13 protein-coding genes are annotated in these 21,000 nt (G+C 38.1%); 7 read left to right on the forward strand and 6 right to left on the reverse strand.

Annotation, left to right across the window (positions count from 1 at the left end; translation table 11 throughout):
- The first annotated feature begins 1 nt into the window (after nt 1).
- Nucleotides 2-3,544 (forward strand): efflux RND transporter permease subunit, encoded by a 3,543-nt coding sequence (locus tag KG732_RS11435; protein ID WP_213523814.1) that lies wholly within the window; start codon nt 2-4, stop codon nt 3,542-3,544.
- Nucleotides 3,545-3,975: 431 nt separating this feature from the next.
- On the opposite strand, the gene KG732_RS11440 is transcribed toward KG732_RS11435, so the two are convergent.
- The 3 genes from KG732_RS11440 to KG732_RS11450 all read right to left on the reverse strand — a co-directional run bounded on the left by KG732_RS11440 (nt 3,976) and on the right by KG732_RS11450 (nt 10,596).
- Complete coding sequence (locus KG732_RS11440; RefSeq protein WP_213523815.1) at nt 3,976-6,237, reverse strand: inorganic phosphate transporter; 2,262 nt, start codon at nt 6,235-6,237, stop codon at nt 3,976-3,978.
- Between the two features lie 182 nt (nt 6,238-6,419).
- The gene (locus tag KG732_RS11445) at nt 6,420-9,236 is read right to left on the reverse strand and encodes a TonB-dependent receptor (protein ID WP_213523816.1); all 2,817 of its coding nucleotides are present in this window, start codon (nt 9,234-9,236) and stop codon (nt 6,420-6,422) included.
- Nucleotides 9,237-9,318: 82 nt separating this feature from the next.
- Nucleotides 9,319-10,596: a hypothetical protein gene (locus tag KG732_RS11450; protein WP_213523817.1), complete on the reverse strand. Its 1,278-nt coding sequence runs from the start codon at nt 10,594-10,596 to the stop codon at nt 9,319-9,321.
- A gap of 171 nt (nt 10,597-10,767) precedes the next feature.
- Here KG732_RS11450 and dgt point away from each other — a divergent pair, with 171 nt between their 5' ends.
- Both dgt and KG732_RS11460 read left to right on the forward strand, forming a co-directional pair.
- Nucleotides 10,768-12,099: a dGTP triphosphohydrolase gene (gene dgt / locus KG732_RS11455; RefSeq protein ID WP_213523818.1), complete on the forward strand. Its 1,332-nt coding sequence runs from the start codon at nt 10,768-10,770 to the stop codon at nt 12,097-12,099.
- 46 nt (nt 12,100-12,145) lie between these two features.
- Nucleotides 12,146-14,953 (forward strand): T9SS type A sorting domain-containing protein, encoded by a 2,808-nt coding sequence (locus KG732_RS11460; protein ID WP_213523819.1) that lies wholly within the window; start codon nt 12,146-12,148, stop codon nt 14,951-14,953.
- A 3-nt stretch (nt 14,954-14,956) separates the two neighbouring features.
- On the opposite strand, the gene KG732_RS11465 is transcribed toward KG732_RS11460, so the two are convergent.
- Complete coding sequence (locus tag KG732_RS11465) at nt 14,957-16,720, reverse strand: 1-deoxy-D-xylulose-5-phosphate synthase (RefSeq protein ID WP_213523820.1); 1,764 nt, start codon at nt 16,718-16,720, stop codon at nt 14,957-14,959.
- Between the two features lie 156 nt (nt 16,721-16,876).
- Here KG732_RS11465 and KG732_RS11470 point away from each other — a divergent pair, with 156 nt between their 5' ends.
- From KG732_RS11470 to KG732_RS11485, 4 genes are all read left to right on the forward strand, one after another.
- On the forward strand, nt 16,877-17,326 hold the full coding sequence (locus KG732_RS11470; RefSeq protein WP_213523821.1) for a nucleoside deaminase: 450 nt from the start codon (nt 16,877-16,879) through the stop codon (nt 17,324-17,326).
- 349 nt (nt 17,327-17,675) lie between these two features.
- Nucleotides 17,676-18,410, forward strand: coding sequence for an acetolactate decarboxylase (locus tag KG732_RS11475; protein WP_292889263.1), 735 nt, complete (start codon nt 17,676-17,678; stop codon nt 18,408-18,410).
- 157 nt (nt 18,411-18,567) lie between these two features.
- Entirely contained in the window at nt 18,568-18,705 is a 138-nt protein-coding gene (locus tag KG732_RS13170; protein ID WP_213523822.1) for an integrase core domain-containing protein, read from the forward strand.
- Complete coding sequence (locus tag KG732_RS11485) at nt 18,638-18,793, forward strand: hypothetical protein (protein WP_213524161.1); 156 nt, start codon at nt 18,638-18,640, stop codon at nt 18,791-18,793. The genes KG732_RS13170 and KG732_RS11485 overlap by 68 nt, the downstream gene beginning before the upstream one ends.
- A 208-nt stretch (nt 18,794-19,001) precedes the next feature.
- On the opposite strand, the gene KG732_RS11490 is transcribed toward KG732_RS11485, so the two are convergent.
- Both KG732_RS11490 and KG732_RS11495 read right to left on the reverse strand, forming a co-directional pair.
- The gene (locus KG732_RS11490) at nt 19,002-20,042 is read right to left on the reverse strand and encodes a glycosyltransferase family protein (RefSeq protein ID WP_213523823.1); all 1,041 of its coding nucleotides are present in this window, start codon (nt 20,040-20,042) and stop codon (nt 19,002-19,004) included.
- A complete protein-coding gene (locus KG732_RS11495; protein WP_292889259.1) occupies nt 20,039-20,923 on the reverse strand; it encodes a UDP-2,3-diacylglucosamine diphosphatase in 885 nt (294 codons plus the stop codon). The genes KG732_RS11490 and KG732_RS11495 overlap by 4 nt, the downstream gene beginning before the upstream one ends.
- Between the last annotated feature and the right edge of the window lie 77 nt (nt 20,924-21,000).

The following is a 21,000-nucleotide window of genomic DNA, read 5'->3' on the forward strand; positions in this document are numbered from 1 at the left end:
AATGGGACAGAAAAGTGAAAAAGAGTTTGGGTTTTCCTCCTGGGCAATCAACAACGCCACCGTAATTTGGGTTCTTATAGGCTTAGTGCTTGTTCTTGGAATTCAAGGGTATTTTGCGATGCCTCGAGAAGATTTTCCAGAGGTAAAGGAAACAAAAATATACATCTCTAGCGTTTATCCAGGGAACACCGCTGAAGATATTGAGCGTCTTATTACCGACCCTTTAGAAGATCAATTAAAGAATATTTCTGGTGTTGCAGAAATCCTATCAACTTCTCAAGAGGATTATTCCATCATTACCGTAGAATTTGAAGAAGGCTCCTTACTAGGCTCTAGCTTAACGGTGGAAGAGGCAAAACAAAAGGTCAAGGATGAAATAGATGTGGAAACTTCTGGTGAAGACTGGCCTACATTCAATGGCGCAAAAATTGAACCTAATGTTTTTGACCTTAAAATGAGTGAAGAAGTGCCTATTATGAACATCAACCTACGTGGTGATTATACGGTACGAGATCTTAAAGTATTTGCAGAGTACCTACAGGACGAGATTGAAGCCTTACAAGAAGTGAAGGAAGCAAGCATTAGAGGTGCTCAAGAACTTGAAGTAGAAATAGCCGTCGATATTTACAAAATGACCGCTGCTAAGGTTAATTTTGACAATGTCATCAATGCGGTTCGTGGCGGAAACTCTACCATGAGTGCAGGTAATATCAAGACAGCAAGTCAACGACGTACCATTAGAATTCTAGGCGAAATTACAGACCCCGATCAACTAGAACGTTTTGTGGTTAAAAATGAAAAAGGTCCTATCTATCTTAAGGATATTGCAGAAATCAACTTTAAAGAAGAAGACAAAACCACCTTTGCTAGAGAATCTGGGGAGTCAGTAGTCATGATAGACGTAAAAAAACAATCTGGTAAAAACATGATTACCGCTGCAGAAGGGGTGAGAAAAATTATCGCTGATTCTCAAAAAAATGGAAATATCCCTAAAAACGTTGATATTTCAATTACTAATGACGGCTCCAGCCGTACATTAAACCAAGTAGATGATCTGGTCAATAACATCATATTTGGAGTAATCCTAGTAGTTACCGTATTGATGTTCTTTTTAGGATTTAGGAATGCCCTATTTGTAGGTTTTGCGATTCCTATGTCTATGTTAATGAGTTTTATCATCCTCAACTTCTTAGGCTATACATTGAACACGATGATTCTTTTTGCCATGATTATGGGATTAGGAATGCTGGTAGATAACGGTATTGTAGTGGTAGAAAACGTCTATAGATTAATGGACGAAGAAGGAATGTCGCGCATCAAAGCAGCAAAAGTGGGAATAGGCGAGATCGCTGTTCCTATCATTATTTCCACTTTAACCACAGTTGCAGCATTTGTACCTATAGGTTTATGGCCTGGAGTAATGGGAGAGTTTATGAAATACTTCCCTATTACTTTATCTGTTGTTTTAGGAAGTTCACTCCTTGTAGCCATATTCTTCAATTCCATGTTAGTCTCTAAATACATGAGTATTGATGAAAAGAACATTCCTCTTAAAAAACTAGTGCTCATCTCTATAGTAATGGGTAGTATCGGACTGTTGATTTTACTTTTCGGTGGTGCCGTAAGAGGTATAGGCTCTGTAATGATTGTGACCGTGATTTTATTATGGCTGTATAAATATGTAATAAAAGGAACAACACTCTACTTCCAACGCAGGATGTTGAAATGGTTAGACAATGCTTATGAACGTTTCCTAAGATTTGCTTTAAGAGGTAAGAAGCCTTATTTCTTTACTGCAGCTATGACCCTTATGTTCTTTGGTGTACTCGCATTGTATTTTGGATGGTCTGTTGGCACAGGTCGTACCAAAGTAGAATTCTTCCCAGAAAATAAGCCTAACCAGATCATGGTGTATATAGAGTATCCACAAGGTACTTCTATTGCCAAGACCAATAAAACTACTAAAGAAATTGAAACAGTCGTTTACGATGTGATCAATCAAGAGATGTACCTAGAAGATGGTAAAAACTTTTTAGTAGAAAGCACGGTGTCACAAGTAGGTGAAGGAGCTGGAAACCCGCAAACCGATGGAGGTAGTGCAGCTGAGATGCCCAACAAAGGCAAGATTACCGCTTCTATGCGAGAATACAAATACCGCAATGGAGCTGACAGTGAAGTATTGCGCAAAAAAATTCAAGAAGCAGTGCAAGGTAAGTTTCCCGGTATTGCTATAAGTGTTGAAAAAGATGCTGCTGGACCACCAGCGGGATACCCAATTAACGTAGAGCTTCAAGGGGATAACTACGAAGAATTGATTGTTACTGCAGAGCGTATGGTAAAATTCCTAAACGAAAAAAATATTGCTCCTGTAGATGAATTAAAAATAGATGTGAATAAAAGTAAGCCTGCACTACAGGTTAAAGTAGATCGTGAAAAAGCTGGTGAATTAGGGGTTAGTGCCAGCCAGGTAGGGATGCAGTTGCGCCGTTCTATATTTGGTGAAAAAGCTGGTATTTATAAAAAAGACGGGGAAGATTACGATATTTATGTGCGCTTTAATGAAGAGAACCGCTATGACCGCAGCTCCTTATTTAATCAGCGTATTACGTACAGAGATATGGCGACTGGTCAGGTATTAGAAATTCCCATTAGCGCGATAACCACTCAAGAAAATGTTTCTGGATTTAGCGCAATTAAACACAAAGACAATCAGCGTGTCGTAACGGTGTATAGTGCCTTAAAACCTGGGTATACTGATGCTGGAGCAGCAGTTGCTCAAATACAGAATGAGATGCTGGACTTTGAAAACCTCTCTGAAAACATCAAGATAGATTATACAGGACAACTAGAAGAGCAAAATAAGCAACAAGCTTTTCTTATGTCTGCTTTAGGTTTTGGGCTGCTAGCCATATTCTTTATTTTGATTTTCCAATTTGGGGGAATCTCTAAACCTACGATCATTATGATCTCGATCTTCTTAAGTTTTATAGGAGTATTTCTAGGATTGATGATTACTGGATGGCCATTTGTCATCATGATGACCATGATGGGCATCATCTCTCTTGCCGGTATTGTGGTCAACAACAGTGTGGTATTGATCGATTATGTAGATATTTTAATACTGCGTAGAAAAGAAGAATTAGGAATAGATGATGAAAAACACCTCATCAGTAAAGAAGATGCGTTTACAGCCATCGTACAGGCAGGGAAAGCTCGTTTGCGTCCGGTAATTCTAACAGCTATTACTACGGTATTAGGTTTGATTCCGCTTGCTATAGGTTTCAATATCGACTTTTTTAGCTTGTTCAATGAATTTGATCCCAACATCTATATGGGTGGAGATAACGTTATTTTCTGGGGACCTTTAGCTTGGACTGTAATCTTCGGTTTGTTATTTGCCACATTCCTGACGTTAATTATCATACCTGTGTTATTGTATTTAGTGCACAAAGCAAAATTGAGGTTCCAACGATTTAAAAATCCAGAAAAAGTAGCCACAGCAAATGACTCCTCAAATTTTAAGGAAGAGGAACAAGCAGCTTAACCTATTTTAGCTGAATTAAAAAAGGCATTTCCCCTCAGGTAAATGCCTTTTTTTATACCCCTCAAAAAGCCTTTGAAAATTTAATGTGGAGGCTCCTTCTGCTTCATTAAGAATCACAAGCACCCGTCTTAAGATTAAACGGGTTTTGGGGGTGCTCTTTTTATAGTCTAATTAGTGGAATACCGCTTTCGCGAAAGCGGAACACTTCTCCCTTCCTTGTTGATACACAATAACAATAGAGCTACGTCACTTGTGTAAAGCTTAATAGAAGTGGTCTTAAGCTTTCCATTAAACTAAAGCTGGTCGACACCTATGCTATTAAAAAAGAAAAGGAAGGTTTGATTCCAATAAACTCAACTGGTATTCCCCTAACTTAAAGACATAAAAAAACCGACTCGTTAAAGCCGGATTTTCATATTTTGAAGTGTTTCCTATTGCATAGGTTCTGTTTTAGAAGCGTCGTACTCCCGATAATATTGCTCTACAATTTGAATGCTTTCCTTCATCAAATCTCGAGTTTCTAATAAGAGACTAAAGTATAAGGTAGTGTTTTTGGGAGATTCATCGTCGTCCTTAGTACGTTTTACTTGTTTATCAATTTTTGCATCAACCAGAGTTATAAGCTCGCGTTTTTCAAGAATAATAGCCTCTAAACTACTAAAGTCTTTAGCGCTAAAAATCTCTTGTGCATCGTTAAAAATCTCGTGAATGCGCAAAATAATCTCTTTAAGATCCTTGATTTGAGTAAATTTTAGGCTTTTGTGATTATTGCTTATGTGGGTAGTGCTCGCTTTAGAGATATAATCTAGCGATTGTGAGATGTCTTGTAAATTACCTAATACCTCTATATAGAACTTACTCGCGCCTAAATTCTGATCATCTAAGCTTTTAATAAAAAAGAAAATGTTGTTGCGCAGTTCGTCTATTTCTCCAGCAAGCTTTTTGCTTTCCTTTTTAGAGGCTCTTAAAATAGCGAGGTCTTGCGCAATTAACCCGTCTAAAGTATTCTTATAAATGCGTTTAGAACGTTTAAAAACAGTAGCTACGTTATCAGAGCTTTCATTGATAATACCTTGAATGGTCTTGCTTTCGGCTTTTTGAAGTTGATCGGTTACTTTTTGCTCTTGTTGAGATTTCTTGTGACCTATAAAACTGCGTATAATAAGCAATACCGAAAGAACCACTAAAGCAACAACGGCATACATCCCCCCTATATAAATAAGATAAGCAAATACTGCTGCCGCTGTAAAGGCACTAAATGCTGTAAAAAACCAGCCACCTATAACGTTCAATACTCCGGCAATTCTATATACAGCGCTTTCGGTACCCCAAGCTCTGTCGGCAAGAGAGGTTCCCATAGCGACCATAAAGGTAACATAGGTAGTAGAAAGAGGTAATTTATAAGAAGTCGCTACGGAAATAAGCACACTGGCCACCATAAGATTTACCGATGCCCGTACATAATCAAATGCAGGCTTATCTGCATGTTTAGGAATTACAGCAGGAACTGGAAGCTTGTCAAATCTAGAAGATATGTAATTAGCAGTTCTTTGCGGCATGAGTTGTTGTACCCCTTCGGCAGCGTATAACGAGTAACGCACTAATATTCTAGATAAAAAGTTAGATTGAAAACGTTCGGCGCCCGAGTCTTGGCGGGCGAGATCTACAGAAGTTTTTACAACAGCTTGTGCCTTTGAAGAAAACCAAAGAGTTGCTACCATAACCAATCCAGCAACTACAAGCAACCATTTATTGGATGGCAATTTACCACTCAAGAAACTCATACCTATTTCATTTGCTGGAAGACCAGTACCTTCAGCATATTCCCAAGCTTGATAAGCGCCTATAGGCACTCCTATAAAGTTAACCAAATCATTTCCTGCAAATGCCATAGCCAAGCCAAAGGTTCCTAAAATAATAATGAGTTTGTAGATATCCCACTTGATGACATAAACATAGATACCACTAAAAATAGTCCAAAATAAAAATGTGACACTAATAAAAGTAGATACATCCGTTGCGGCTATAAATTCGGTTACCCCACCTAGATCTGCTCCTTTAAGACCTTTAAAGATGATAAAGTAAAAAAGACTGGTGAGGGAAACCCCTCCAAAAATTGCCGCAAGAAAAGGCGGCCTTCCTTGATAATTAAAGGTGAGCAACATTCTAGAAAAAAATTGAACCAGTCCACCAATAATAAAAGCAATAACAACAGAAAGTAAAATTCCTAAAATAATTTCTAGTGCAGTGTCAGAGGCAATATACGTTCCTAAATCCAATAAAGTTTCTGAATCGCTTTCACTAATCTTGATGATGGACATACATACGGCTGCTCCTAGTAATTCAAAAACAATAGAAACCGTGGTTGAGGTAGGCAACCCTATACTATTAAAGAAGTCCAATAATAAAATATCAGTAATCATCACCGCCATAAAAATGATCATGACCTCGTCAAAATAGAATTCACCAGGCACAAAGATCCCTTTACGCGCCACTTCCATCATGCCACTAGAAGAAAGTGCCCCAAAGGCTATACCTATACTTGCAATGACCATAATGGTTTTAAAACTGATGGCCTTAGAACCTATGGCACTGTTTAAAAAGTTAACGGCATCGTTACTTACTCCTACTACAAGATCTGTAATAGCAAGCCCAGCAAGGATGATAAGCATGTATATATAAATATCTGACATCGGGTGATTTTAACGATCTGCAAAAGTCGGCTAAATAGGTATTTTATATGTTATGCTACTGTTATTAATCAAGGAGTTTATGATATTTACGCTTTCGCGAAAGCGAGACAAACACAAAAAATCCAAACGTAAAAAAGGCTATTCATTAGAATAGCCTTTAATAAGCAAGGGTAACTTATGAATTAAAATTGTATTCCATAACTCAAAGAGAAGGAAGTCTCTGGGCTGCGAAAAGAAAAAGTCTTGTTTTCAGCTCCAAAAAATTCATATTCACTTTCTACATCGTCACCTAATAGGTTTTCGATTTTAAAACCAAAACTGTGCTTGATTTTATCCCCAAAGGTCTTGTTAGCTGTTAAATTTAGAGAGTTGAATGGCAAGGTATACACATCAGGAATATCTCCCGAACCTACAATCTGCAAGGTTCTTCCTTGTACATTAAAAAAAGCTCCTACTCTAAGGTTATTTTCTGATTCATAGACCAACCCAGCGTTTACCAGATAAGGCGATTGACCTTGTAGTGGTCGAGTATCCTCTAAAACCTCTCCATCACGTAAGGTATCTCTTCTATTGGCCTCTTCATCTTCACTGTACTGTTGCTTGGAGTCAATAACAGAAACATTTAAAGTTGTAGAGAAATTCTTAAGGCTAGGAGTTAAAAAGGCTAAATTCTTTCTCACTTCTATCTCTGCTCCTAAAACTGTTGCGTTACCTAAGTTTAACGGTGTGAACTGTCCTGCGGCTTCTCTAATAAAACTAAGCTCTATAGGATCTGTAAAGTCTTTGTAAAACGTACTAAACGCAAAGAAATCAATTCCTGCACCGTACTTTTCAAGTCTTAAGTCCACGTTATTGATGTAAGTAGGCTGTATGTCTCGATTACCAATAAAGAAAAAGTTAGAAACTGGGTCAAAGATTTCTGCATCAGAAGCCTCTTTAAACGAGGGTCTTGCTGTAGTTCTTGAATAAGAACCTCTTAACTTAAAACTTCTAGCCTCGTTGATATCATAAATTAAATTAAGACTCGGGAAAACATCTGCTTTGTCAATAAATTTTGCATTATCAGATACTTGTCCTTGTTGATTTTGTCCCGAATAAGTCAAGTCAAATTTTTCAAATCTCAATCCTACAATAGACTTAAGACGGTCCGTCACTTGAAACTCATCTGAAACATAAGCACTACCTATAGTAATTTGAGAATCAAAATTGTTGGTAATATTAAAGTCAGATCGCACTGCAACTCCTGATCCTGTTGCTGGATCATAGATATTAGCAGGATCTAAGATTTGATTTGCATCTCCATTGAATTGGGAACTTTGAAAATCCTGAAGAATAAACGAGTATTGATCTACAGCAAAATTTCTATTTTTAAAAGTAAATCCAGCACCAAATCTCAATTTAGCAGATTTTTTAAACAGCTGGTGTTTTTTAGTAAAATCTAATCTAGAAGCAAGATTGATTTCTTCTAACTCTCTAAATAAACGCGTAGGATCACCCGCCTCAGAAGGCTCAATAGTAGGAACCCCACCATCAATTCTAAACGGAGTAGTTCTAAAATCTTTATCATCAACTCTAGAGAGTGTCGGTGCTAGTTTCCACTCTGTATTCCACGAACCGTCTTTATTGGTGTGTTCTCCAGATATTAATACATTAGTCAACGACCTTTCGGTATAAGTTAAAACGTCCTTTTTGGTTTGGTTAGAAGATTGTTCTGCATTTTGTTGAAAAATTAAAGCTGCATTGGATTCTCCGTTTTGAATATGTAACAGATTAATGCGGTACTTTGAAAATTGTGTTTTATATGTTACCCCCAATAAGGCATTTAATAACACATTATTTGTCCCTATAGATCCTTGTTGAGTCCTATCGATTCTAGGCTCATTATTTGAAGTATCAGCTCTTTTTCTAAAAACTTGACCATCGACAAAATTATCGTAAAACTCGGTCTCATTTTTATAAGCTAAAGATGTGGTGAAGCCTAACGCATTACCACTTTCAAATTTGTACTTATTTCCTCCTGCAAAACTAAAACCAAAATCCATGAAGCTTTTTTCTCGCATTGCAGCGAGCTCTGGATTAAAACTTTGAGTAAGGGTTCTTACCAATGCTCCATCTTGCTGTAATAAAGGTATGGTCGAGCCAATTGCTATAGGCGAGTCTCTTAAACCGTCGTCAAAACCTAAAAAATCAGTGCCACTACTCCCAGAAGTTAAATAATCATCATTAAAGTGCATTTGAGGATTATAGCCTAGACTTAGGCTTATCGAGTACTCCTCACTAGAAGGGATGTCTTTAGTTAAAATATCAACAATACCGCCAGTAAAGTCGGAGGTCAAATCTGCTGTTGCAGATTTTTTTACCTGAAGATTTTCAATCACTCCAGTAGGAAAGATATCTAATTGTAATGCATTTCTATCCGGATCTAGTCCAGGAACTTCCATTCCGTTTAATAACGTTTTGGTGTACCTGTCACCTAAACCCCTTACATAAACAAATTTTCCATCTTGAACAGATACCCCGGGCACCGCTTTTACCGCACTAGCTACAGAAGATGAGCCTGCTTTTTTAATAGACTCTGAAGACAATCCATCCAGCACAACCGTGGCGTTCTTTTGCACATCCAAAACTGCCTTTTCTGAATTTTGCCTTTTGGTGACTACTATAACAACACTTTCTAGTGCATCGGCAGCAGAGGTTAGTGTAACCTCTAAATTTGTTACTTCTCCAGATTTAATAACCACATCTGTGATTTCTTTAGTGCTGTAACCTACAAACGTAAAGACAATCGTGTAGGTTCCAGGAGCCATTTCTATGGAATATTTTCCGTCAAAATCTGAAGCGGTTCCATAATTGGTGTTTTTTGCAGCGATGTTTGCAAAGGCTAGAACATCATTAAAATCTCCATCTATAACTTTACCAGTTAACGTACCATTTTGTCCAAATGATAAAAAGAAACCTAATAAAAAGGTAGCAAGTACTAAAACTTTAGAATTTTGCATTATAAAATATTTATATCTTTAAATTGAAAAAATGCCCATCATATTGTTATGATGAGCATTGTTATTTTGTTGGTGGCTACTATTAGAAACCTAATCCTGCAGCAGCGTTAGAATAAGTCCATGAAAAAGCAGATAAATCAGCTCCTCCACTTGTTCCAGCACTTGCCCAAGCAGCAGCATCTGCTGTGAATGTTGTAATAAAGTTTTCAAGAATGTCATTAGAATCGTCATCATCATCACAGTTTTGTGCACAACCTACTTTTTCAACAAAAACTTCATTAGCAGCAGCAACTCCTCCTGTTGGTAAATTGATCACCCAATTTGTAAAAGTAAGGTTCCCATCTAAGTAGTTTTGGGAAACTCCATTGTTATCTAACTCAACATCACTTGAAGCTTTAAAACCTGTTGCATACACATTGTTAGTAGCTCCTTGTGCTCTACTTCTGTAATCTGCATATTCCCCATTAGGTGTGTTGGTATTTCCAAAAATAGTAGCATTATTGATGGTAAAAGAACCAGTAGCTGACCCTTCTGGACCATCAATTTCAAAAGCGTGGTCTGAAATATCACCTAAAACAACTCCTACATTGGTAATAGTACCTGAATAAGCTTGATCGATATCGATAGAATCATCTCCACATGCCCAAACAAATAAGTTACTTGCATTAACAGTACCACCGAAAAATTCAACACCGTCATCTACATTAGCCACTACTTCAATGTTGGAAATAGTAGTACCATTACCAACTCCACCTAGTGTTAATCCGTTAATCTCATTTCCTTCACCTATGTTTGTACCACCATGACGAATAGATACATAATTCAACACTCCAGAATTATCGGCAGCAACACTACCTCCGTACAATCCATTGGTATCACTTGCAGGAATTCCTTCGATTTGAGCAGCAGCAACATCCCCTCTAAAAGAACAAGGTGCATTTCCTAAAACAATAACTCCACCCCAAAGGCCACGATCATTTTCAGTTAAATTAGTACCTCTAGTCTGACCTAGAGCAATATTATCTGCAATACTGGTAAATACAATAGGATTGCTTGCTGTACCATTCGCCTGGATTTGACCACCTCTTGCGATAACTAAAACAGAAGCATTTGCTCCTTGACCTGGCAATCCCTTAATAATAGTTCCTGGCTCAATAGTCAATACTGCTCCACTAGTAACTATTACTCTACCTTGTAAATCCCACACGCGATCATTAGTAAGGGTTTTGTTTTCTGTAATTAATCCAGAAATTAGATTGTCTGACAAGTCTGGACCTGGAGCCGCAATCGGGTCATCTTCACCACAACTCGTAATCACTAGAGCGGCAATAGCTAACATTGAAATAAATAACTTTTTCATCTTTTTTGTTTTTTTAGTTTGACGATGCAAAGTAAGGTCTAAAGTTCACGACAAAAGTTATTGCCAGATTATCAAAACAAGTAAAATGTTTAAATTACTGTTAAGCGTGTTACGCTAAGGTTAACTTGATTAAATTGTTATTGAATTATATTGCATTAAAATTCTAAACAAATGAACTGGCAGCAATTACTATCTCTTAAAAGATATGGCGACACACAACAAAGGCCTAGAGGGCTACAGGATGAACTAAGGCTAGGCTTTGAAGTGGATTACGACCGGGTCATTTTTTCTCAGCACTTCAGGTCCCTACAGGATAAAACTCAAGTCATCCCTTTAAGTCAGACGGGATTTGTGCATACCCGACTTACACACAGTCTAGAAGTAAGCGTTGTAGGCCGCTCTTTAGGACGAATGGCTGGTCAACGTATTCTAGAAAAACATCCAGAGCTACAGGCAGCTGGATATAAACAACAAGATTTTGGAGCCATAGTTGCCGCAGCGGCGCTAGCACACGATATAGGGAATCCGCCTTTTGGCCATAGTGGAGAAAAGGCTATAGGCAGTTATTTTAAGACTGGATTAGGAGCTGAGATCATTAGTACGCTTTCGCGAAAGCAACAACAAGACCTGCTTTATTATGAAGGAAATGCCAATGGATACCGATTGTTAAATCTAGAGAATCCGGGAACTCCAGGAGGCTTAAGACTTTCCTATGCCACCCTAGGAGCTTTTATCAAATACCCTAAAGAGTCGCTGCCTTACCGAACTACCAAACATATTTCACAAAAAAAATACGGCATCTTTCAAGCAGATCTAGCTCATTTTAAGGATGTCGCAAAAGAACTAGGACTCGTCAATAACACTGCTATAGAAGAGTCCCACTACCGTCATCCACTCACTTATCTAGTAGAAGCTGCAGATGATATTTGTTACACCATAATTGATTTTGAAGACGGCATCAACCTAGGATGGATCAGTGAAGATCACGCCCTAGAACAGCTCATCAAGCTTGTAAGAGACACCATTAGAACCGAGGTCTACACCCAGTTATCGACTACTTCAGAGCGATTGTCTTATTTGAGATCTCTAGCTATAAATAATCTGATAACGGACTGTATCTCTATATTTATGGAACATGAAGACGCCATATTAGCCGGTAATTTCCCTTTTGCGCTGACCGATAAATCCAAATACAACGCACAAATTGAAGACATTCTCAGCATTACGGTTGATAAGGTGTACAACAATGAAGAAGTGGTTCAAAAGGAAATTGCTGGATACAAAATCCTTCAAGACATTTTAAATGCCGTCATAAGAGCCAGTATCAACGAATTTGAACAAATGACCAGTTCCTACGATCAATTGATTCTTAAATCTTGTAAAGGGTTGAGGTTAAACGGGACTGATAAATATGAACGCATATTAGACGTCTGTGGTTATGTCGCATCATTAACAGACAGCAAATCCATTGCTTTATTTGAAGTGATCAATGGTAAAATTTAAAAAATCAACTCCGTTGTCTTAATTTTAAGGCGTTAAAGCATATCAAATGAATAAACAACGAATTGTTTCAAGTATTCTAGTAGTTGTGGTTGCCGTAATTAGCTTTTTTGTTTTTAATCAAGAAGAAAAAGGAATAGCTGAGGCGAGAGCGCTCCACAGGCAACTCCTAGAAAACAGTCCTTTTAAGGAAACCATAAAACTTTCAAGAGCCGAACGTAAAGCACTTTCATTACCACCTAATGCTTATAATGAACGCATGTGGGAACTGACCATGAATCCTGCGACAGGGATACCCACTCCATATAAGGTAAAAAGCATAGCTACCGATATATTGAAAAGTGCTCCTGGTTCGACCTCGAGAGCATGGGAAGAAAGAGGACCTTCCAATGTAGGAGGAAGAACCAGAGTCGTATTTTATGATCCCAATGACGTAGGAGCAAACAACGGAGACGGCACAGATTACAATAGAGTATTTGCCGGCGGTGTAGGCGGCGGTTTATGGGTGAATAACGACATCACTGATGTTAATTCGGTATGGACTATAATTCCTGGTCTTGCGGCAAATCTAAACGTAAGCGCTTATGCAATAGACCCTAATGATTCTATGACTTTTTATATAGGTACAGGTGAGCAATATACGGCGGGCGCAGCTGTAGGGAATGGCCTTTATAAAACTATTGATGGAGGAAGCTCTTGGTTCGAAATCCCTATTACACCCGCTGGACCTGGAAACTTAAACTCCCCTTCCAATTTATTTACAGCGGGAATTTTTTTTATTACTGATGTCATCGTTTGGGATAACAATGGAAGTAGTGAAGTCTTTGTAGGAGTAGGCTCTACCAATTATGCTTCACCCAATTTCCATACCTCCAATCCAAATAATATTTTGGGAGCACAAAATGCAGGACTTTATCGCAGTCCTGACAATGGAGCTAGCTGGTCACGCATAGAAAATACCTCTATGGAATATTTATTTAGTGGTCAAAGCTTTTATGTGATTCCCAATGATTTTGAAATAAGTGCTACTAACCAACTTTATATGGGTACGATTTCAGTGCCAGGAACAAATACCGGTGGCGGTCGCTTGTACCGATCCTCAGATGGGCTCAACTGGAACCTTCAAAGTACCATAATAGGAGGTAACCGTATGGAAATTGCTGCGTCTTCAACAAATCAAAATCTGTTTTATATAGCCGCACAAGTAGGAGGTGAGGCCAACTTATATAAAAGCGTCGATGCGTTACTCACCACTACACCCATCAATGAACCTAATGACACCGATAGTTCTATCTCCCCTACCGATTTTACCAGAGGCCAAGCATTTTATGACTTAGTCATAGAAGTAGACCCTACTAACGACCAAATTATCTATGCTGGAGGCATTAACTCCTTTAGATCTATAAATGGCGGCACCTCATGGAATCAAATCTCTAAATGGATTGATGCATTTGGACTTGAAAATTTAAACATACCCTTTATACATGCTGATATACATGCTTTGACTTTTCACCCTACAAACCCCAACCAAGGTGTGATAGGAAGTGACGGTGGCGTTTCATGGGCCGACTCATTTGTCGCTGCCGACTTATCGACTACCGCTATTTCTACTAGAAATAACGGTTATAATGTCACACAGTTCTACTACGGCAGCATCGCTCCAAATAGCAGTGGAGGAGATGATCTTGTGGGTGGCTCACAAGACAATGGCACTTTAGCTATAGAAAATGCATCGGCTGGAATGAATCATTTTATTACTGAATTAGGTGGTGATGGTGGTCATGTGGAAATAGATGATGCAGATGGATATGCTGTAATTACATCACAGTACAACAACCACAGATACGTGAGCTATCCTAATTATAATTTTAGTTACTGCATCGCTACTGCTAATTGTGGAGATGGTGGCAGCAATGCTGATGGCGACTTTATCAATGTAGCAGAGCTGGATCGCAATTTAAACTACTTATACTCCAATAGTAAAAACTTAAGTGGCAATAATGCCATAGACGTCTGTCAATTATTTACTAACGCCGCATCTTGTAATACCATAACCAATTTCCTAATAACTTCCAACCGCCCTACGGCAATGAAAGTGTCCCCATATACACGTTCCAGCACAACGCTATTGGTAGGAACTGAATTATCTACCCTGGCAGTAGTTACTAATGCAAATACAACAAATCCGCAATGGACGGCTATTACAGGGCCTAACTTTCTCGGTAGTGTTTCAGACGTTGAATTTGGAACTAGTGAGCAAGAACTGTATGTTACCATGCACAATTACGGTGTACAAAATATATGGTATACTACTGACGGAGGAGCTACTTGGAGTGAAAAAGAAGGGAACCTACCAGACCTTCCCGTAAAAGCGATTCTCGCAAACCCGTTATTACCTGGTGAAGTCATTATAGGTACAGAAGCAGGCATATATGCCACTAGCGATTTCAACAGTGTCAGCCCGTCATGGCAACCCCTCATCAATGGAATGACTAATGTAAAAGTAGTGGACCTGGATCTTAGAACAGCAGATAATACCATACTTGCCACAACTCATGGTCGCGGTATGTTTACAGGAACTTTTGATACCTTAAGCATCTCTGAAGTTGACACCAATGACCTAGGTATTAAAATCTACCCCACTGTTTCTAATGGAGCAATAGCTATTACTTCTGATCAAAACCTGGCTACAACTAGTGTTCAGGTATTTAATCTAAGCGGACAGCGGGTGTTTGAAACGGAGAAAAACGTAAGCTCTAATGAAACTAGCTTACAGCTGGAACTAAGTTCTGGTTTTTATCTAGTGAAACTTACTGCCAATGAGCGTTCTCAAACAGTGAAGATTATCATTGAATAAGACTTAATTTAATTTTTGGATCAATTTTAAAACGGACTCCGCATCGATTCCAGCTATTTTATGCAAGTCGGCAGTGGGGCCGTGTTCTATAAAAGCATCTGGAATGCCTCGCTTATGAATAGTTCCTTGGTACGCTTTCGCGAAAGCGAGATCGCAAACAACACTTCCCAAACCACCTACTAGCGTTCCATCTTCAATAGTAATGATGTGATCATGGGTGTTGAAAATAGCTTCCAAAGCATGATGATCCATAGGCTTTAAAAAACGAATATCAAGGTGAGTTAGCTCTAGATGTTCTTTTTCCAGCAAGTCTTCTATCATCGTCCCTATAGGGCCAATGCTGATTATGGCTATATCTTTACCCTTCTTTAGAAGCCTAGAAGAACCTATTTCAACAGGGGTAAACGCTTGTTGCCAATTCACGATCTTACCACGACCACGCGGGTACCTGATGGCTATAGGCAGCTCCAAACCTTGAGAAGCCGTAAACATCATGTTTCTCATTTCCACAGCGTCCATAGGGGCTGCAATGATCATGTCTGGAATACAATTCAAATAAGCGAGATCAAAAACACCGTGATGGGTCGCGCCATCTTGACCTACTATTCCTGCCCTATCAAGACAAAAAATGACTGGCAATTTCTGTAGCGCAACATCGTGAATCACCTGATCGTAAGCACGCTGTAAAAAAGTAGAATAGACGTTACAAAAAGGGATCAAGCCTTGAGTGGCCATTCCTGCAGCAAGGGTTACCGCATGTTGCTCTGCAATCCCAACATCAAATGCACGATCTGGAATCGCCTCCATCATAATTTTCATAGAACTTCCTGTAGGCATGGCTGGTGTTATCCCAACAATCTTTTCATTTGCTCTAGCCAACTCTACTAGGGTATGACCAAATACCTCTTGGAATTTAGGTGGTAATTTACTGGTATCACTAGCCGGAATTTCTCCTGTGATTTTATCAAATTTCCCTGGTGCATGATAACGCACTTGATCGATTTCAGCTTGTTTTAAGCCTTTTCCTTTTACTGTTCTCACATGCAAAAGCCGCGGCCCTTTTAAACCTTTTTGTCGTTCTAGTTCTTTAATTAAGGAAGCTAAATCATGACCGTCAATGGGCCCTGAATAATCAAAATTGAGAGATTCAAAGATATTATCCCGACCGGTATCTTTTCCAGACTTCGTCTTGGTTAGATAATCCTTTAAAGCACCAACACTAGGGTCTATACCTATAGCATTATCATTGAGAACCACCAGCAGGTCAGCACCGCTTACTCCTGCGTGATTTAAAGCTTCGAATGCCATACCGCTGGCAATACTCGCGTCCCCTACTACAGCAATATGTTTCCTGTCTTCTTTCTTTAAAGCACTCGCCATAGCCATTCCAAGGGCAGCACTTATAGAGGTAGAACTGTGCCCAGTTCCAAAGGTATCGTATGCGCTTTCTGAACGTTTTGGAAAACCAGAGATGCCCCCCAGGTCTCTATTAGTATGAAACACCTCCCTACGACCAGTTAATATTTTGTGCCCGTAAGCTTGATGACCTACATCCCATACCAATTGATCTGCAGGGGTATTAAAAACGTAATGTAATGCGATGGTCAATTCTACCACTCCTAAACTCGCTCCTAAATGACCTTCTTTTGCCGCCACTACATCAATTATAAAAGAGCGCAGTTGTTGAGCAATTAGAAGTAGATCACTTGGAGACAAGCCTCTTAAATCGGAAGGATCGTTAATACTAGCGAGTAAATTCTTAGACATAGTCAAAGGTAAGTTGATTTATCAATTGGTTGAAATAATGATGTGCTAAATTCTTGAAGAGATAGAATTAACAAATCTTGCAAAACAAATAGATCTTATTTATAATTCCTGCTATGGTGTATTCTTTTATTTTTACTTTTGAACATATTTTAAAAGATGATCGAACCATTTGACCATGAGTATTTCATGGAAAAAGCTTTACAAGAGGCACAAGCAGCTTTTGAACGCGATGAAATTCCTGTTGGAGCAGTCATTGTGGTTCAAAACAGGATCATTGCAAAGGGCCACAATCTAACAGAAACCCTTACCGATGTCACTGCTCATGCAGAGATGCAGGCCATAACAGCTGCTTCTAGTTGTATAGGTGGTAAGTATTTAAAAGAATGCACCCTGTACGTTACTTTAGAACCTTGCCAAATGTGTGCAGGCGCATTGTACTGGTCACAAATAGGCACCATTGTGTTTGCTGCAAGTGATGAACAGCGCGGTTATCAAAAAATGGGGACGCAACTGCATCCTAAAACAAAGGTGATTTCTGGAGTTCTTGAACAGCCTTGTTCTGATTTAATAAAAGATTTTTTTGCTAAAAAACGAAGTTTAAATTGACGTTAACAGTTTTTTTAATAGTACCAAGTACTTAATACACATTCCTTGCCGAGAAAATGGAAAAGAAGGCTAATTGCATTTCTCAATACCTTTACAGCACGAAAACCAACACCAAAACAACCTAAAAAATATAAAACAGAATTCACCAAATTAGAAAATAATTACCTGGAATTAATTTACAACTACCCTCCCAACCTCATATATCGTTAATGGCGGATGTTGTACCGAATGGAAAATAAAACAATTTATAAACTTAATAACTCCATCGAATCGCAAGTGGTTTTTATACCGCAACAGGGCATCACTGCAACTTATTGATAGCATATTTCAAGAAAAGAGAAAATACATTATGAAAATAAAACGATTAGCATTCGGACTTCTTACCACGGTAGTGATAAGTTGTCAATCGACACAAAAAGAAAAATCTTCGGAAGAAACAACAGTCTCTACTGACGTTCATATTGTTGGTGCCATGAAAAACGTCATGTGGAAAGGCAAATTAGGTAGTAGCATTGATCTAGACAGCATTTCAGATAAAAACGGACTATATGGACTTGGCCCAGTAAGTTACTTGACAGGGGAATTGCTAATTAATAACGGAAAAAGCTATGTATCCAAAGTGACTTCAGATTCTACAATGATCGTTGAAAAAACCTTTAAAACATCAGCACCATTTTTGGTTTATGGAAATGTAACCCAATGGAATGAAATAGAATTCCCATCTGCCGTCAAGACCATTCCGGATTTAGAAAAATTCATTAATGATACCACTACTTCATTTAAAAGACCATTTGCCTTTAAATTAATTGGACAAGTATCAAGTGCGGTGATCCATATACAGAATTTACCCGAAGGAACAAAAGTCTCATCGCCTGAGGAAGCACATCAAGGTCAGACCAATTATACTATTACAGACGAAGCTGCGGAAATAATTGGGTTTTTCTCGACGCAGCACAAAGGAGTTTTTACTCACCACGACTCCTTTTTGCACATGCACTTGATTACAAAAGACGAAAGTAAGATGGGACATTTAGACGAATTAAAAATTGGTGAAATGAAATTATACCTCCCATTTAAAATATAATTGAACCTCTAAAAGATCAGAAATAAATCACTCTGTTCTTCATTAATAAAAGACCCTATTATTCATAACCCTGAGGTCACGGTGTAGGCTTCCCCTATAACGTAACTGGTGTAAAAATAATTTTATAGAAATTAAATATACACCACCAGGAAAACCTATGGAGAACGGATATATAGAACGCTTCAATCGTTTTTTTAGAGAGGATATTTTAGATGCTTATTATTTTAATGACATTTATCAACTTCAAAAAATTAGCGACAACTGGAGAGGATTACAATTACAATCATCCGCATAAGTCTTTAGGAACCAAATTTCCTACAGAATATATGCCCAGATTTGATGAAGAATTGCAAAAAATGATTTGGAGTAAGGAAACGGAGTAAGGAGAAATAAAAAAATAAAGAAAAAACACCTGTATTTGATACGGATTTAAAGGGGGTTAAAGGGTAAATAATTTTCTGCGGTCCTGAATTTTGTTATTTGATGCTCGAGCCCTTTTTATATATTTCCCACTTGTTATTTTTTTTGGAACACTTACGCGAGCATATTCCCCCACAACAACAAACTGGAATCATTTCATGCAATGAAATTCTATTGATTACGGACTGAAAACTCTAGGTTATTTTCCGAGTCTGTGAACTTAAGGTTTAAATAGTGGCCTAACAAGTCATCAACGATGACCTGTGCTTGGTCAGGAAAATCCCTAGAAATAATTTTACCCCTATTCACCCATTCCTGAATTTTCTCTATATTTTTATTGCTTAATTTATTGATGACAGCTACACCCATTTGCTTAAGTGCTTCAGCATTAAAATGTTGTTCAACCTGTCCTTTCATTGGAATCACCATAAGCTTTTTAAGCAAAAAAAGAGCTTCCGCAGGTGTCTCAAATCCTGCCCCACAAAGAACACCGTTTGAAGTAGCCATACTCGAGATAAATCTTTCAGCATTTACAGGTTCCATTTTAATGTTCTCATTTTGATAACTTTCCAAGGTGTGCTTAGAAAACACCTGCCACTCTACTTCTTTTATTTTTGAAAGCACTTGTACTATTTTTTGATCACTATAGGCTGGGAGATAAACAGTAACGTGTCCTTGTGTGGAAATTTCATGATTTCTTATTTCATGGCGAATGATGGGTAAAAAAATATTTTTATCATACCTAAAAAAATGAAAACCAAAATAATCATCACAAGGTGCGTAATAATTTAAAACTACATTGCCAATCCAATCCTGGTGCTTTGGTTTAGGTACTTTTTTGGATCGAAGTGCCGCTTGATGACTTAAAGATATGCATTTTACACCCTTTATTTTGCTCGCCCAAGCGGAAACAAATTCAAAATCGTTTATGATCAAATCATACTCCTGAACTGGACATTCTCTAATTTCTTGAATAGCTTTTCCTAAATTATTTTTCCGGAGGGTTTGAATAAAATCGACCCCTCCGTTTTTGCCATAAACAAAACTCAAACCATCATAATTGTATTTAATCGGAAAAGGTAAAGCAATGTCTGCTTTTAGTCCGCTAATCATGACATCCACTTGTACCCGATTCATTAGGGCTGGTAGTATCTCTTTAGCTCTGCTCAGGTGGCCATTACCCGTTCCTTGAATGGCATATAGTACTTTCATAATTGTTTGGTAATCATATCCTTTAACATATTAGTATATAATTCCTTGGGAGATTTAGCACCGAGATGCTCCAAGTCTTTACTATCAAAAGCATCAGCTACCTCTTGATCGTCAAAATCGCTATCACGATATTGAAATATGTTCCATGTTCCATTGTGATACTCCAGCGAGGTTAAATTTTCAATCCAATCTCCTGAATTAAGATAAATCACAGAACCATTGGGAGTATCATAAGCTTTTATTTCAGGATGGTGAATATGACCACATACCACAAAGTCAAATCCGTTTTCGGCAGCTATGCTAGTGACAGTTTCTTCAAACTGATTAATATATTTCACAGCACTCTTAACACTATATTTGACTTTCTTGGACAATGAAAAACGACCTTTCCCAACAAATTCGCTAATCATATTCACCAGCCGATTAACCACAATTAGAATATTATAACCAACGGCTCCTATCCTTGTTAACCATCGGGAATGTTGCATAGTAAAATCAAAAATATCTCCATGAAAAATCCATGCTTTTTTATCCTTAAGATGAATGGTTTTTTTATTCTGGATTTCAAAAGACCCCACTTTAAAGCCTTCAAATTTGCGTAGCATTTCATCGTGATTGCCCGTGATATAGGTGATTTTGACACCGTTTGACATCCATTTAATAAATTGGCTGATTACCTTCATATGACTTTTAGGCCAATATCTTTTACTAAACTGCCAGATGTCAATTATATCCCCATTTAAAATTATCTCTTTGGGATCAATACTCTTTAGGTAATTGTTAAGTTCTTTGGCGCGACATCCATAAGTTCCTAAATGAATGTCAGACAAAACCAATAAGTCAATTGTTCGCTTTGCCTTTTTTCTGTTAATCTCCATCATTAATGCAACTCATTAAGTTAATTAGGAAAACTAGATGAACCTAGTTCAATCTTTTAAAGAAAAGACATTCTAAATGC

The sequence above is a fragment of the Nonlabens sp. genome, from assembly GCF_018401815.1.
In the GTDB taxonomy this organism is placed as follows: domain Bacteria; phylum Bacteroidota; class Bacteroidia; order Flavobacteriales; family Flavobacteriaceae; genus Nonlabens.